This window comes from Ruegeria sp. BC6, from assembly GCF_056539185.1.
The window spans coordinates 15,998-30,106 of sequence record NZ_JBQFUM010000004.1 but is presented as its reverse complement, the minus strand read 5'-3'; the positions used below and the strand labels follow the sequence as shown (position 1 = coordinate 30,106).

The window sequence follows — 14,109 nt, the reverse complement described above, 5'->3', positions numbered from 1 at the left end:
AAGGCCCTCTGCGGAATATCCCTGCACACCAAGCAAACCATCCCGTCAGGGCAAGAGCAGTTTGCGGCTGTGCTCCGTCGGCAACAGGGCAACGATGGATGGCGACGGATCCTTGGTGAATTGAAGCGGGATCGCTTGGATGCGAGGGTATCACGCAAAGAGAATCACTTGGGAATCGGAAAGGTGCGGCATGACAACGAGGAAAGCATTGATTGGGCTGTGCGCGCTGTCCCTGATTGCCGCCTGTACCGAGACAGCGTCGATGTCCGGCGACAAAGCCCCCGGTGATCTTGCCAAAGTGCCCGAAGGCGTGGTCGAGATCGCCGCGCCGGGGCAGGACCTGACCGCCGTTCGGATCATGCCCGAAGACGGTTGTTACTGGTATCGTTACGTGGGTCCGGTCGAAACGACATACCTACCGCTGAGAACCGCCGATGGCCGCCCGATCTGCGCCCGGGCGTGACGGATCAGCTGCTGGCAGTCGCAAATCTTTCGGGTGGGTATAGATGTGCCGTCGCACCCGGCTGCACCCGGTCATACAGGCCTATGATATGGGCCATGACCATGCGCACACAGCCTGAGCTTGCCCGCCCGCCGATAGAACGGGAATAGGGTGTTCCGTGGATCCGCAGATATGTGTCGCGATTGCCCTGAAACAGGTAGAAAGCGCGTGCGCCCAAGGGGTTGTTGGGTCCGCCGGGCATTCCGTCGGCAAACTGCGCATAGTCCTGCGGATCACGTTTGATCATGTCCGCGGTCGGGGTCCAACGCGGCCATTTGGCCTTGCGCCGGATCGTGTAGGTCCCGGGTTCGTAGAGATTGCCACGGGCGATCGCCACGCCGTATCGCATCGCGGTTCCGCCCTCTTCGATGAAATACAGGTAGCGCGCGACCGCATCCACGTGAATGTCACCGGGCACCAGCGACCGGTTGGTTTCGACCCGTTGCGGCAGAAACCGGGGATTCAGCCCCCAAGGGTTCGAGGTGGCCGGGTCATAGTTGGCCGGCGTCACCTGCCTGTCCCAAGCCGCCCATTGAGATGCGGTCGACGCTTCGGCCGATGTCGCGCCAAGAATCGGTTGCGAGAAAACAGCAAGCGAAGTCGCAACAAAATGTCTTCTGGTCAGCATGTCTGCACCTCCAGTCGCCTTGCCGTGGCAGCAAGAAAAAAGATCGGACTAAACGATTCCCTGAAACAGACCCCGAGTCCATTCACTTGTTCGTTGGACGCAAAACCTTGTCGCAACTGGTGTTTTGAGGTCGTGCACAAACGGTTGCCGAAAGCCGCGTATCTGGATCAGACGAATTTTTGAACCGCCCCGGGTGGGTTGTCATAAAACTGTTACGAAAGCGTTACATAAGCTTCGCACGCCCGGACTACTGCACTCAACAAGGCCGCAGGGGGCGGCCAAAGCTGATTCTCAGGAGTGACCATGACCACCATCAAACTGACCGCTTCGGTTCTGGCAATCACCGCGATCGCCGCGTCCGCTGCCTCGGCGCGCGACGCCATCCGTATCGTCGGATCGTCGACCGTATTCCCGTACACCCAAGCCGTGGCCGAGCAGTTCGCCAACAACACGGGCGCTGCTTCGCCCATCGTCGAATCGACCGGTACCGGCGGCGGCATGAAAATCTTCTGCGAAGGCATCGGCGAAAACACTGCCGACATCACCGGCGCATCGCGTGCCATGAAGGCCTCGGAATACGAGCTGTGCCAAAAGAACGGCGTGACCGACATCTCTGAAGCTCTGATCGGTTTCGACGGCCTGTCGATCGCCATCTCGCGCAGCAATGAACAGGATTGGGACCTGTCGCTGGCCGACATCTACATGGCTCTCGGCGCCCAGGTGCCGGTTGATGGCGAGTGGAAGGACAACCCGTACAAGACCTGGAACGAAATCAACCCCGACCTGCCGGCCGTGGAAATCCTGGCTTATGGACCGCCGCCGACCTCGGGCACCCGCGACGCGTTCGTCGAGCTGGCCATGCATGAAGGCTGCAAAGAGCTGGACTTCGTCAAGAGCGGTGACTTCGACAAGAAATGGGTCAAGGAAAACTGCTCGCGCATGCGCACCGACGGACCCTTCGTCGAAGCGGGCGAGAATGACAACCTGATCGTTCAGCGCCTCGAGGCGGACCCGAACGCCGTAGGCATCTTCGGCTACTCGTTCCTGTACGAGAACCTGGACAAGCTGAAGCCGGTCACGATCGAAGGCGTCGAGCCGAATGCCGATACCATCGCCGACAAATCCTATCCGGTGTCCCGCCCGCTGTACTTCTATGTGAAGAACGCGCATCGCGGCGTGATCCCGAACCTGGACGAGTTCCTGGAAGAATACATGTCGGATGATGCTTTGGCATCCGACGGCTACCTGGCCGAACGTGGTCTGGTTGGCCTGTCCGACGAGCGCCGTGAAGAGCTGCAGGACGCAATCCTGGACGGCCAGAACATGGAACCCAAGTCGTAAGATTTGCAATTCATAGGGCTGTCCGGCCGCGAAACCGGGCAGCCCATTTTTGTGCCTGGGGGGCAGATGACTACTTTCGTGTTTGCGGCGCTGTTGGGCGTCAGTATCCTTGGATATTTGCTGAACAGACGGGCTGCGGCCGGTCTGCGCGCAGATGGGACGTCCCTGCACTCCCTGCCCGGCTATCACGGGTTGTTTTCTTTTCTGTCCACGCTGGTTCCAGTCTTTGTGCTGATCGTACTTTGGCTGATCCTGCAGGGGCCGGTGATCGACCATGTGGTCATGTCGGGCCTGCCTGCCGGCAGCCTTGACGGATTGGACACTGGCGGGCGTCAATTGGTGCTGGCCGAGATCAAGTCGATCTCGCGCGGTCAGATTTTCGGCGAGCCGGAACAGTGGAAGATGGACGCGGCCCAGCGGTATCTTGAACTGCATCAGATGTCGGGATGGGTTCTGCTGTCGATCGTTGTCATTCTGTCACTGGCCATCGTGGCATTTGCCCGGTCGCGTGTCGGCGTCGAATTCCGCGCCCGCCACAGTGTGGAACGCATCGTTTCCGGCCTGATGATCTTCTGTTCGACCGTCGCCATCTTTACGACCGTCGGCATCATTGCCGCGCTGCTGTTCGAATCCATCCGCTTTTTCGAGATGGTGCCGATCACCGAGTTCTTCTTCGGCCTGAACTGGGAACCGCAGATTCCTCTGCGCGAGGACCAGATTGCGGCCGAAGGTGCCTTTGGCTGGCTTCCGGTCATCCTCGGCACCATCGTCATCACCGTGGTCGCGCTGTTCCTCGCGGTTCCGGTGGGCCTGTTGTCGGCCATCTACCTGAACGAATTCGCACCCGACCGCCTGCGGGCGGTGGCCAAGCCGGTTCTGGAGATCTTGGCCGGCGTGCCGACCGTGGTCTATGGCTTTTTCGCGATCCTGGTCGTGGCCCCGGCCATGCGCAGTTTCGGAGCCTCGCTGGGCATTCCCGTGTCACCCAACACGGCGCTGGCCGCAGGCAGCGTGATGGGCATCATGCTGATCCCGTTCATCTCGTCCTTTACCGACGACGCCCTGTCAGCCGTGCCGAAATCTCTGCGCGACGGAGCGCTGGCACTGGGGGCGACACGGGCCGAGACGGTTCTGAACGTGCTGTTCCCCGCCGCCATTCCCGGCATCGTCGGTGGCATCCTGTTGGCCGTCAGCCGCGCGATCGGGGAAACCATGATCGTGGTGATGGCGGCGGGCCTGATCGCCTCGCTGACCATCAACCCGCTGGACAGCGTGACCACGGTGACCGTGCAGATCGTCACGCTTCTGATCGGCGACACCTCGTTCGACAACCCCAAGACGCTGGCGGCCTTTGCCTTGGGCATGATGCTGTTCGTTGTCACCCTGATCATCAACGTCTTCGCGCTGCGCATCGTGCGCAAGTACCGCGAAGCCTATGACTGAGGCCAAGAATCATGGCTGACCTGACCGCAGGACAAAACAATTCGCCCAAAGGCGGAGACACCGCCGACGCCGTGCGCGCCAGCTTGGCCCGCCGCAACCGCAAGCAGAAGATACTGCAGGGCCTTGGCCTGGGCGCCATCGGATTTGCATTTCTGATGCTGTTCATCCTGGTGGCCTCGCTTGTATCATCCGGATACCAGGCGTTCACCCAGACCAAGATCACGCTCGAGGTCTATGTCGACCCCGAGGAGATCGAGCCCGAAAAGCTGCCGCGGGGCGGTTTCAAGGACGTGCTGCAAGCCTCGCTGTCCGAGTTGCTGCCCGAGGTGGACACCAGCGATCGGGCTACCCGCAAGGCCCTGTCGGGCATTCTGTCCAACGGAGCGCAGTTTGATCTGCGCGACCGGGTGGTGGCTGACCCAGCGCTGATCGGGCAGACCATCACGATGACCGTGCCGGTATCTGACCCGTATGACCAGCTTAACAAGGGCACCATCGACCGCGACACGCCCGAGCAGAACCGCCGGTTGAACGATGCCGAGATCGCGTGGTTCGATCAGCTCAAGGCCGAAGGCGTGATCAGCAAGCCGCTGAACACCGGCCTGGTCACCAATGCCGACAGCCGGTTCCCCGAATTGGCGGGCCTGAAGGGCGCGCTGATCGGGTCGTTCTGGGCGCTGTTCGTGTGTTTCGTGATTTCCTTTCCGCTGGGCATCGGCGCGGCGATCTACCTTGAGGAATTCGCGCCCAAGAACAAGGTCAGTGACTTCATCGAGGTCAACATCAACAACCTGGCCGCGGTGCCGTCGGTCGTTTTCGGCCTGTTGGCGCTGGCGGTGTTCATCGGCTGGTTCGGGCTACCGCGCTCGGCCCCGTTCGTGGGTGGCATGACGCTGGCGCTGATGACCATGCCGACGATCATCATCGCCACCCGCGCGGCGCTGAAGGCCGTGCCGCCCTCGATCCGCGAGGCGGCCTTGGGCATCGGTGCGTCCAAGCACCAGGTGGTGTTCGGTCATGTGCTGCCGCTGGCGATGCCCGGCATCCTGACCGGTACGATCATCGGGCTGGCGCAGGCCTTGGGGGAAACTGCTCCGTTGCTGCTGATCGGGATGAACGCGTTCATCACCTCGGCCCCGGCTGGCCCGTTCGACAGTGCCACCGCCCTACCCACGCAGATCTTCATCTGGGCCGACAGCCCCGAGCGCGGCTTCGTCAGCCGGACCTCGGCCGCGATCCTGGTGCTGCTGGGGTTCCTGGTCACAATGAATGCAATCGCGATCTATCTTCGCAACAAATTCGAGCGCAGCTGGTAAGCGCAAAGGGGTCATCATGATGAACGACATGAGCAAGATCGAGCCGAGTGCCGCCGTCGACGCCATCAAGATTCAGGCGAAGGGCGTCCAGGTCTTTTATGGCGACAACCAGGCAATCAAGGACGTATCGGTAGACATTCTCGACAAAACGGTAACCGCTTTCATCGGCCCGTCCGGATGCGGCAAGTCCACGTTCCTGCGCTGCCTGAACCGGATGAACGACACGATTGACGTCTGCCGGGTCGAAGGTGACATCCGGATCGACAACGAAGACATCTACGACAAACGGATCGACCCGGTGCAGCTGCGTGCCAAGGTGGGTATGGTGTTCCAGAAGCCGAACCCGTTCCCCAAGTCGATCTACGACAACGTAGCCTATGGTCCCCGGATCCACGGACTGGCCAGAACAAAAGCCGATCTGGATGAGATCGTTGAGAAATCCCTGCGCCGTGGCGCCATCTGGGATGAGGTGAAGGATCGCCTGCACGAGCCCGGCACCGGCTTGTCCGGCGGTCAGCAGCAGCGCCTTTGCATTGCGCGCGCGGTTGCCACTGAACCCGAGGTCCTGTTGATGGACGAGCCGTGCTCGGCTTTGGATCCAATCGCAACCGCCCAGGTCGAGGAACTGATTGACGAGTTGAAGCTGAACTTCTCGGTGGTGATCGTCACGCACTCGATGCAGCAGGCGGCTCGGGTCAGCCAGAAAACGGCGTTCTTCCACCTCGGCAGCTTGGTGGAATACGGGGACACGGGGCACATCTTCACCAATCCCGAAGACCCGCGCACGGAATCCTACATCACCGGGAGAATCGGATGACCCAGGACGCCATGAAGGACAAGCACATCGTCCGATCTTTTGATCAGGAACTCGAGTCTGTTCAGGCGCATCTGATGCGCATGGGTGGGTTGGTCGAGAACTGCCTGTCGGACGCGATCCGGGCACTGTGCGACAAGGATGTCGAACTCGCCGCGCGCACCGTCAAGGCCGATCGCGCCATCGACGAGTTGGAAGAGATGGTCAAGAACGACAGCGCCAACATCATCGCGCGGCGCGCGCCTACGGCCATCGACCTGCGCGTGGTCCTGGCGACCTTCACCATCGCCAACCAGCTCGAGCGCAGTGGGGACCATGCAAAAAACATCGCCAAGCGTGCCGTGACCCTGGCGGACTCGGCGAGTTTGGACGAAGTCAAATCGGCCATAGCGCGTCAGGCCCAGCTGGTGCAGAGCATGATTGCGGATGCCCTGGATTGCTTCATCCAGCGGGACGCGGACAAGGCCCAGGCCATCCGTGAACGTGACGCTGATGTGGATGCGATGTACAATAACGTGTTTCGCGCTCTGCTGACCCATATGATGGAGAACCCGGGCAATATCACCCCGGGCATGCATCTGCATTTCGTGGCCAAAAACCTCGAGCGGATCGGTGATCATGCTACCGGGATCGCGGAGCAGACCATCTACCTTGTCAGTGGGCAGTTGCCTGATGATGACCGACCGCGCCTCGACAAGACACCGACGGAAACCACCGAGGTCCTGTGATGCCAACGCCATCGATCCTTGTCGTCGAAGATGAGCCCGCACAGCGCGAGATCATCTGCTACAACCTCGAGGCCGAAGGCTTTGACGTGCGCCAGGCCGAAACCGGTGACGAGGCGCTGCTGCAGATCAAGGAAGTGCCGCCCGATCTGATCCTGCTGGACTGGATGCTGCCCGGCGTTTCCGGGATCGAGATTTGCCGCCAGCTGAAGATGACCGCGGCGACCCGTGCCATTCCGGTGATCATGCTCTCGGCAAAATCCGAAGAGGTCGACAAGGTGCGCGGGCTGGAGACAGGTGCCGACGACTATGTCACCAAGCCCTATTCAGTGATCGAGCTGATGGCCCGAGTCAAATCCCAGTTCCGCCGGACCCGCCCCGCAGCCGTGGGCGAGCGGTTGGAATACGATGACATCGTCCTGGATGCCGAAACGCACCGCGTGACCCGCGCGGGCGAGGACATCAAGCTGGGTCCGACCGAGTTTCGGCTGCTGTCGACCTTCATGGAAAAGCCAGGCCGGGTCTGGAGTCGCGAACAATTGCTCGACCGGGTCTGGGGGCGCGACATCTATGTGGATACCCGGACCGTCGACGTGCATATCGGGCGTTTGCGTAAAGCTTTGACGGTGCGTGGGGGGGATGACCCGATCCGCACCGTGCGCGGGGCCGGTTACGCGCTCGGCTGAGCACCGGTCCCTGTCATTTCGCGCAGGTGGCACCCCAGCATCAGCAGCGCAGGCCAGAGCAGATAGGCCTCGATCTCGATATTTTCGCCGAAGGTCAGCAGCAGCAGGGTCATCAGCAGGCCCAGCGGCAAGCGTCCGCGCGCCGAGCGGACCGCGTCGGTGATCACCACGCCGAAATGCACGGCGAAGGGGACAATAAAAGCCACGAAGCCGGTGATGCCCTTGACGAACAGAAGCCCGTACCAAGTGTGGTGGCTTCCGATGGGCATGTACTCGACCAAATGCGCACCGGGCTGAACCGTTCCGTGACCAAATAGCACCGCGTCGGATTGCCAGCGCTCATAGGCGATGCGTTGAAGGGTTTCGCGCACGCGGGTGCTGTCGGCGCGGGCCGATTTGAAATTCTGCAGCGCCTGGTTGCCCAGATCGATCACGGCGGCCCCCCACGCCGCGGACGCCGTCGCCACGGCCGACACCAGAAACCATCCGATGCTGCGCGCCACCAGCGGCAAAAGGCGCGGCCCCAGCGTGCAGGCCACCAGCCCGACCAGCCCCATGCGGGATTTCGACGCCAGGATCATGAGAATACCCGCGCTCAGACCGACGGCCATCCATCCCCGGTGCCGTTCTTCGAGCGCGAACAGGACCATGCATACCCCCAGCAAGGCGGCAAATGGTGACCACGGCGCGAAGAACTGCCACCGGGGCGTCCAACTGGCCGGGTCGATTGTGTAGAGATAGACCGAGAAATACTCGGGGCCCGGCCCACCGACCGCCTTGAGCGGTGAGGTGAAGATCTGGCTGGGCAGGCCCAGATAAGGCGCAGCCAACAGCGGGGGCGCAAGGCACAAGGTCCACAGTCCCAGCTTGCACTGGCCCCGCACCAGAACCTCGCGCCGGATCGGCAGCACGGCCCCGGCCAGAATGAACAATGGAATAAGCGCCCAGCCCTTGGCCCAGCCGATCGAGGACTTGATGGTCTTGCCCAGCCCCAGCCCCCAATCCAGATGGCCGGCCCACAATGCAAACAGCATCAACAACATGCCGGCCATCCACAGCCAAGCCAGCGCCGGAACCGGCCCCGTGGCCCGCAGCTCCGGACGAATCGCCGGCCCCAGATACAAGGCCAGCGCCGCCAACCCCGCCAGGGACCATCCCAGTACCGGCCCGACGACATAGAGCGCGCCGATGGCATAGAACGGCCATGTCCAGACCAGCGCGCGCCAGACAAGCCGCTCGGCCGGGTTCTGCGGCGCGGCCTGGCTCATGCCTTGTTCTCGCCTGCGTCTTTCAACAGCCGCGAGATCAGCGGGTTGCGGACCCATGCCAGCGTCAGCCCGATCAGAAGCATCAACGTGGCGGCAATCCCTGCCGCGATCGACAGCTTCTTGTTGGGTGAAGACGGCCGTTCCGGCAGCGACGGATTTTCCAGCACCTGGATCAGCGGGTACGAGGCATAGACATCTGTCTTTTTTGATTCTGACCGGGCGATGGCCGAGGCAAAGACGGCTTCGGCCACGGCAAAATCCCTTTGAAGGTCTTCAAGTTCGGCCGCCACCGGCGCCAGCGCGGACAGGCGCGCAGTTTCGGCCGCGACCTGTGCGGCGAGGGTTATTACATGCTTCTCCTGCCCCGCGCGCAAGGCGTTTTCGCGGACAAGCTCGCTCAGCAACTGCGCACGCTCTCCCTCGGGGGCGCGGTCCAGACCCGAGAGCTGCTCGACCGACAGGCCGGTCACCTCGGCCGCGCGTTGGACGGCAACCTTCCGTGCGCCTTCATATTCGTCCCGCGCTGCGCGATAGACCGGATGGCGCGGCCCGTAATTGGCATCGGCCTGCGCCAGCTTGGCCGCGCCGGCCGAAACATCCTTGAGCAATGACATGTATTGCGCGTCGGCGTACAGCTTCAGCGTGACCGCGGCGGCATCCGGCGGCAGATCAAGCGCGACCTCAAGCGCCGCGACCCGCTCGGCCTGCCGGGCCAGCGTGCTTTCCTCGGCCCGCAGCGTTTGGCGCGCGCGGTCATTCGCGGCCACCTGCTCACGGTATTGGGCGGCCGAGAGCAGCCCACTCTGCCGCTGCAACTGCTCGATCGCAGCGCGGGTTTCACGAACCGAGCGCTGATAGTCGTCGATTGCGCCGCTGTTGCTGGCCTCGCGCGTGGCGATCTCGTCCGCGCGCAAGGCGTCAATCTCGGCAAAGAACGCAGCGACAAGGGCATCGCCGTGGCGTTGCGCGTCCCCCGGGCTGGCGGCCTCCATTTCGATATGGATCAGGCTGGTCTGGTCCACCAGACGGATGCGCGGCTTGCCGAACGAATCGCGCTCGGCCCCGACTGCGCGCGCCGCCGCATCCAGAATGCGATCGGCCGACAACAGCCGCTTGTAGGTTTCGGTGGGGCTGATCGACCCGTTTGCAAAGGCCGAATTGGCGTAGGACGAGGCCTGGCCGATATTGGCCAGATTGACCGAGGCCGACGCACCCGACCCCGGCAGGATCAACGAGGCGTGGGATGCGTATTTGACCGGCGCGGTTGCCAGATACCCGCTGATCGGGGCCCAGATGCAGCTGGATCCCAGAAGAAACAACGCAACGTATCGCGGCAGCCGTCCCGCATCGGTCAGCCGCCCGCCCTTGAGAACGCGGCGCCATCCCAGCGACCGGATGTCCGTGCGGCTGATGCGCGCCCAGTCCCAAGGGCGGTTTGGCGCAAGCGTTTGTTGGTTGTCGGAAATCTGGTTCGGCATATCAAATCCTCTCTTACAGGATTGATATACGGATGCGGCTTGGGCTGTCCGCTGCGCAAGGGGTTAGGCCGGGGCGGGTTGGGACAGGCCCCCTATCCGAAAGGATGGGCGCGGGTCAGAACAAGCCCGCCTCGCGCGCGGCCATCGCGGCTTGGGTGCGGTTGCTGACACCCACTTTGCGGTACAGCGTCTTCACATGCAGCTTGATCGTCGGCTCGGACAGGTCCAGATCGCGGGCGATCTCCTTGTTCGACTTGCCCTCGGTCAGACCTTTGAGGACCTGGCGCTCGCGCTCGGTCAGTTTCTTGGCCATCGGGTGCGCGTCGTTCGGCTGCTCGGCGCTCATGAAACCGACGGGCAGATATTGCTCGCCCATGGCCATGAAACGGATGGCGTTTACCAGAGACTTGGCCGGCAAAGTCTTGGGCACGAACCCGGCTGCCCCCAGCTCGAGTGCACGTTCAGCCAGATCGCGCGAGGCATCGCCGGTGAACAGCGCCACATGTCGCGCGCTATCCATGCCAATGCAGGTTTCCAACCCGCTCAGCCCGTTCATGCCGGGCATGTTCAGATCCAGCAGAACCAGATCAAACGGACCCTCGGATTCGATCTTTGCCTTTGCGGTCGCAAAATCCGGCGCGGTGGTGGGCTCGATCCCGCCTGCGGCCTCGATGAAGGCGACGAGCGTGTCCAGAACCAGTTCGTGATCGTCGGCGATAAGAACTTTCATCAATGAACTCCATGTGCCTCCACCCAGACCTGAAAAGGTTAATAAACCATTGATGATTGGCGGTGAAGCCTACCGAACGGACAGGCAGATACCCGATCGGATAGGAGCAGCTGGTCGGATGTCCACGCGGTGCCGCATCCGGGCCGTGTCAGTCAGCCGATTTCTCCGCGCGCTCTCCCGATGCTCGTCTGTTGCGGTGCCGGCACAACGGGCAGGTTCAGAGCAACAGTTCAGTTCATGTTCGGAGAGTTCCATGCACTTTCAAGCCGCTCACGCCCTTTTCGACGGCGCACACACCACGCTCGGCACCGCGCTGCCGATCACCGAAATCCTCGGGCAGCCGGTGGTGAATGCAGAATCCGGGCCGGTCATCACCACGCTTTTGGATGGTCACCGCCGGACCGTCTTTTTCCTGAACGCCCATTGCGCAAATGTCCGGGCAAAGAATGACCAATACCGAGCAGCTCTGACGCAAGCCGACCTCGTCCTGCCCGACGGGATCGGGGTCGAGCTTGCCGCCGTCATGCAGGGCGAACACCTGGCCGAGAACCTGAACGGAACCGACTTTGTCCCGCGCCTGGTCCGGCGCGCGGCCAAGCTGGGGCAGTCGGTCTATCTGCTGGGCGGAACGCCCGGCACCGCACAGGCCGCGGCAGCGCGCCTGCAAGACATGGCGCCCGGCCTGAGGATTGCCGGTTGCCGCGACGGGTTTGCTGGCATCGAACGGACGGACGAAGCCCTGGACGAGATCAACCAATCCGGCGCAGATATCCTGCTGGTGGCCATCGGCGTTCCGCTGCAAGAACTGTGGATTACGCGGCACCGCGCACGGCTGAACCCGAACCTGGTGCTGGGTGTCGGCGCGTTGTTCGACTTTCTGGCGGGCAACGTCCGGCGGGCGCCTGGGGTCGTTCGGCGGGTCCGGATGGAATGGGGGTGGCGGTTGGCGATGGAGCCACGCCGCATGGCCCGCCGCTATCTGATCGGAAATTTCGAATTTCTGGGACGGTGCGTCGCCCGGGCTCTTGGCGGGCTGACGCCCAGCCGCAGTCTTGACCTGACCGTTGCGCTGGCGGCCATGACGGTTCTGGCCCTTCCAATGCTGGCAATTGCCGCGCTTGTCCGGTTGGACAGCCGCGGCCCGGCCCTGTTCCGGCAGACGCGAGTGGGCAGGAACGGGGTTCCCTTCACCGTCTACAAGTTCCGCTCGATGACCACCGACGCCGAAGCACTACGGGCCAGCCTGCTGGCGCAGTCCGACCGCGCAGGCGTGTGCTTCAAGGCACGTCAAGATCCGCGTGTGACACGGGTGGGCAAGCTTCTGCGCCGCTTCTCGCTGGATGAGCTGCCGCAGATCCTCAACGTCCTCAAGGGCGACATGTCGATCGTCGGACCGCGCCCTGCCCTGCCTGAGGAGGTCGCCAAATACCCGCCGCGCGCGCTTGAACGCCTGGCCGTCCGCCCCGGGATCACCGGCCTGTGGCAGGTGTCGGGCCGGGCCGCCATCGACTTTGACCGGATGATCGATCTGGACACGGCCTATGTGCGGTCCCGCTCGGCCCTTCTGGATCTGATGCTGATTGCCATGACCGTGCGGGCCGTCGTGTCCGGCCGCGGCGCCTACTGAGAATACCCAAGGAGAATTGATATGACCAAGATTCGCAAAGCCGTCTTTCCCGTCGCTGGGCTGGGCACAAGGTTTCTGCCCGCGACCAAGACCGTGGCCAAGGAAATGCTGCCCCTGATCGACCGCCCGCTGATCCAATATGCCGTCGACGAGGCGCGCGCGGCCGGGATTGAAGAGTTCATCTTCATCACGTCACCCGAGAAAACCGCGCTCGAGGCCTATTTTGGGCGGAATACGGCGCTTGAACGCAAATTGAAGGATGGTGGCAAGACCGAGCTTTTGAACAACCTGCGCTGCGCCGATCTGGAGGATGGCAAATACTGCTTTGTCCGGCAGGACGCGCCCCGTGGATTGGGCCATGCCGTGTCGCTGGCGCGCGAGTGTGTGGGCAATGAGCCGTTTGCGGTGATCCTTCCCGATGACGTCATCAGCGCCCGACGCCCGGCCCTGTCACAGATGGTCCAAAGCTATTGTGACCAAAGCGGCCACATGGTTGCGACCCAATCCGTGCCGTCCGACAGGATCGGGTCCTACGGGGTGGTCGATATCGCCCTGCAGGCCGGGCCTGTGCAAAAGCTGCGCGGCCTGGTCGAAAAGCCCAGCCCCGAGCAGGCGCCGTCGAACTACGGCATCGTCGGGCGGTATATCCTGCAGCCGTCGATCTTTGATCGTCTGGCCGGCCAGGCACCGGGTGCGGGAAATGAAATCCAGCTGACCGACGCCATCGCTGCCGATATCGAAACAGCTGGCTGCTCGGGCTACGCCTTCGCGGGTGAACGCTTCGACTGCGGCTCGGTCGCCGGATATCTTGAGGCCACCGCGGTCTTTGCTCTGCAGCGGTCGGAGCTGCGCGAAGGGTTTGAGCGGATCGTGGCACAGCGCATGGGCCACCTGCGCCCGGCCGCTTAACGGCGGGCACCTATCCGTTCGGATAGGTGCTTATCCCGATTCCCGTCTGTTGCCCGGTCACGCTTTCTGATCTTGTGCAGTTGGACAGTAGGAGAATGACATGCGGATTTTACTTGCAGCCCTGGCAATGATTCTGACCCTGGGCCAGGCACAGGCCCAGGATCTGGCCGAACCCACCGGAGAGGTGGTTCTGACGATCACCGGCAACCTGACCCAGCCCGGAGCAGAGGATGGTGCGCGGTTCGACATGGACATGTTGAAATCCTTGCCCGCGCGGACTCTTGCGACCTCGACGATCTGGACCGAAGGTGAGAACACGTTTGTCGGCGTGCCTTTGTCTGTGGTGCTAAAGGCAGTCGGTGCAGATGGCAGCATGATCCGCGCCACGGCGATCAACGACTATGCGGTTGAAATCCCCGTGGACTCGGTCACCGAAAGCGACCCGATCGTAGCCTACGAGATGGACGGCGCCGAGATGTCGCGCCGGCAGAAAGGCCCGCTGTGGATCGTCTACCCCTATGACAGCGACCCGAAATACCAGACCGAGGTGACCTATTCGCGCAGCATCTGGCAACTCGATCGCCTCGAGGTCGTTAAATAGCTTGCAACCGGAATGAGTGCAGTAATGAGTAAAGCGCAGTG

General features: G+C 62.4%; 14 protein-coding genes. 10 read left to right on the top strand and 4 right to left on the bottom strand.

Features of this window, described 5'->3' with window-relative positions; genetic code table 11:
• Positions 1-190 precede the first annotated feature (190 nt).
• The gene (locus ACR0MM_RS12865; RefSeq protein ID WP_480696548.1) at positions 191-463 is read left to right on the top strand and encodes a hypothetical protein; all 273 of its coding nucleotides are present in this window, start codon (positions 191-193) and stop codon (positions 461-463) included.
• Positions 464-467: 4 nt separating this feature from the next.
• Here the strand turns inward: ACR0MM_RS12865 and ACR0MM_RS12860 are convergent, their stop codons facing one another.
• Positions 468-1,130, bottom strand: coding sequence for a L,D-transpeptidase (locus ACR0MM_RS12860; protein WP_093963303.1), 663 nt, complete (start codon positions 1,128-1,130; stop codon positions 468-470).
• Positions 1,131-1,433: 303 nt separating this feature from the next.
• On the opposite strand from ACR0MM_RS12860, the gene ACR0MM_RS12855 reads away from it, so the two are divergent.
• From ACR0MM_RS12855 to phoB, 6 genes are all read left to right on the top strand, one after another.
• Positions 1,434-2,471 (top strand): substrate-binding domain-containing protein, encoded by a 1,038-nt coding sequence (locus tag ACR0MM_RS12855; RefSeq protein ID WP_093963304.1) that lies wholly within the window; start codon positions 1,434-1,436, stop codon positions 2,469-2,471.
• A gap of 66 nt (positions 2,472-2,537) precedes the next feature.
• Complete coding sequence (gene pstC / locus ACR0MM_RS12850; RefSeq protein ID WP_244952436.1) at positions 2,538-3,914, top strand: phosphate ABC transporter permease subunit PstC; 1,377 nt, start codon at positions 2,538-2,540, stop codon at positions 3,912-3,914.
• A gap of 11 nt (positions 3,915-3,925) precedes the next feature.
• Positions 3,926-5,230, top strand: coding sequence for a phosphate ABC transporter permease PstA (pstA, locus tag ACR0MM_RS12845; RefSeq protein WP_170341613.1), 1,305 nt, complete (start codon positions 3,926-3,928; stop codon positions 5,228-5,230).
• A 19-nt stretch (positions 5,231-5,249) separates the two neighbouring features.
• Positions 5,250-6,047 carry a phosphate ABC transporter ATP-binding protein PstB gene (gene pstB / locus ACR0MM_RS12840; protein WP_170341609.1) on the top strand — a complete coding sequence of 266 codons (798 nt, stop codon included), beginning with the start codon at positions 5,250-5,252 and terminating at the stop codon, positions 6,045-6,047.
• The gene (phoU, locus tag ACR0MM_RS12835; protein WP_254433987.1) at positions 6,044-6,772 is read left to right on the top strand and encodes a phosphate signaling complex protein PhoU; all 729 of its coding nucleotides are present in this window, start codon (positions 6,044-6,046) and stop codon (positions 6,770-6,772) included. The genes pstB and phoU overlap by 4 nt, the downstream gene beginning before the upstream one ends.
• Positions 6,772-7,455 carry a phosphate regulon transcriptional regulator PhoB gene (gene phoB / locus ACR0MM_RS12830; protein WP_093963307.1) on the top strand — a complete coding sequence of 228 codons (684 nt, stop codon included), beginning with the start codon at positions 6,772-6,774 and terminating at the stop codon, positions 7,453-7,455. The genes phoU and phoB overlap by 1 nt, the downstream gene beginning before the upstream one ends.
• Here the strand turns inward: phoB and ACR0MM_RS12825 are convergent.
• The 3 genes from ACR0MM_RS12825 to ACR0MM_RS12815 form a co-directional block, all read right to left on the bottom strand.
• Positions 7,440-8,723, bottom strand: coding sequence for an O-antigen ligase domain-containing protein (locus ACR0MM_RS12825; protein ID WP_480696545.1), 1,284 nt, complete (start codon positions 8,721-8,723; stop codon positions 7,440-7,442). The genes phoB and ACR0MM_RS12825 overlap by 16 nt on opposite strands.
• Positions 8,720-10,201 (bottom strand): GumC family protein, encoded by a 1,482-nt coding sequence (locus ACR0MM_RS12820; protein ID WP_480696543.1) that lies wholly within the window; start codon positions 10,199-10,201, stop codon positions 8,720-8,722. Before ACR0MM_RS12820 ends, ACR0MM_RS12825 begins: the two co-directional genes overlap by 4 nt.
• Positions 10,202-10,316: 115 nt before the next feature.
• Entirely contained in the window at positions 10,317-10,931 is a 615-nt protein-coding gene (locus ACR0MM_RS12815; protein WP_170372612.1) for a response regulator transcription factor, read from the bottom strand.
• Between the two features lie 253 nt (positions 10,932-11,184).
• Here ACR0MM_RS12815 and ACR0MM_RS12810 point away from each other — a divergent pair, with 253 nt between their 5' ends.
• From ACR0MM_RS12810 to ACR0MM_RS12800, 3 genes are all read left to right on the top strand, one after another.
• A complete protein-coding gene (locus ACR0MM_RS12810; protein WP_480696541.1) occupies positions 11,185-12,558 on the top strand; it encodes a sugar transferase in 1,374 nt (457 codons plus the stop codon).
• 21 nt (positions 12,559-12,579) lie between these two features.
• Complete coding sequence (locus ACR0MM_RS12805) at positions 12,580-13,467, top strand: UTP--glucose-1-phosphate uridylyltransferase (protein ID WP_480696539.1); 888 nt, start codon at positions 12,580-12,582, stop codon at positions 13,465-13,467.
• 100 nt (positions 13,468-13,567) lie between these two features.
• Positions 13,568-14,068 carry a putative pterin-binding protein gene (locus ACR0MM_RS12800; protein WP_480696537.1) on the top strand — a complete coding sequence of 167 codons (501 nt, stop codon included), beginning with the start codon at positions 13,568-13,570 and terminating at the stop codon, positions 14,066-14,068.
• Positions 14,069-14,109 lie beyond the last annotated feature (41 nt).

Excerpts from the sequence above, each read along its gene's own strand:
- ACR0MM_RS12865 (WP_480696548.1), top strand. The coding sequence starts at position 191 with ATGACAACGAGGAAAGCATTGATTGGGCTGTGCGCGCTGTCCCTGATT.
- ACR0MM_RS12860 (WP_093963303.1), bottom strand. The coding sequence starts at position 1,130 with ATGCTGACCAGAAGACATTTTGTTGCGACTTCGCTTGCTGTTTTCTCG.
- ACR0MM_RS12855 (WP_093963304.1), top strand. The coding sequence starts at position 1,434 with ATGACCACCATCAAACTGACCGCTTCGGTTCTGGCAATCACCGCGATC.
- pstC (WP_244952436.1), top strand. The coding sequence starts at position 2,538 with ATGACTACTTTCGTGTTTGCGGCGCTGTTGGGCGTCAGTATCCTTGGA.
- pstA (WP_170341613.1), top strand. The coding sequence starts at position 3,926 with ATGGCTGACCTGACCGCAGGACAAAACAATTCGCCCAAAGGCGGAGAC.
- pstB (WP_170341609.1), top strand. The coding sequence starts at position 5,250 with ATGAACGACATGAGCAAGATCGAGCCGAGTGCCGCCGTCGACGCCATC.
- phoU (WP_254433987.1), top strand. The coding sequence starts at position 6,044 with ATGACCCAGGACGCCATGAAGGACAAGCACATCGTCCGATCTTTTGAT.
- phoB (WP_093963307.1), top strand. The coding sequence starts at position 6,772 with ATGCCAACGCCATCGATCCTTGTCGTCGAAGATGAGCCCGCACAGCGC.
- ACR0MM_RS12825 (WP_480696545.1), bottom strand. The coding sequence starts at position 8,723 with ATGAGCCAGGCCGCGCCGCAGAACCCGGCCGAGCGGCTTGTCTGGCGC.
- ACR0MM_RS12820 (WP_480696543.1), bottom strand. The coding sequence starts at position 10,201 with ATGCCGAACCAGATTTCCGACAACCAACAAACGCTTGCGCCAAACCGC.
- ACR0MM_RS12815 (WP_170372612.1), bottom strand. The coding sequence starts at position 10,931 with ATGAAAGTTCTTATCGCCGACGATCACGAACTGGTTCTGGACACGCTC.
- ACR0MM_RS12810 (WP_480696541.1), top strand. The coding sequence starts at position 11,185 with ATGCACTTTCAAGCCGCTCACGCCCTTTTCGACGGCGCACACACCACG.
- ACR0MM_RS12805 (WP_480696539.1), top strand. The coding sequence starts at position 12,580 with ATGACCAAGATTCGCAAAGCCGTCTTTCCCGTCGCTGGGCTGGGCACA.
- ACR0MM_RS12800 (WP_480696537.1), top strand. The coding sequence starts at position 13,568 with ATGCGGATTTTACTTGCAGCCCTGGCAATGATTCTGACCCTGGGCCAG.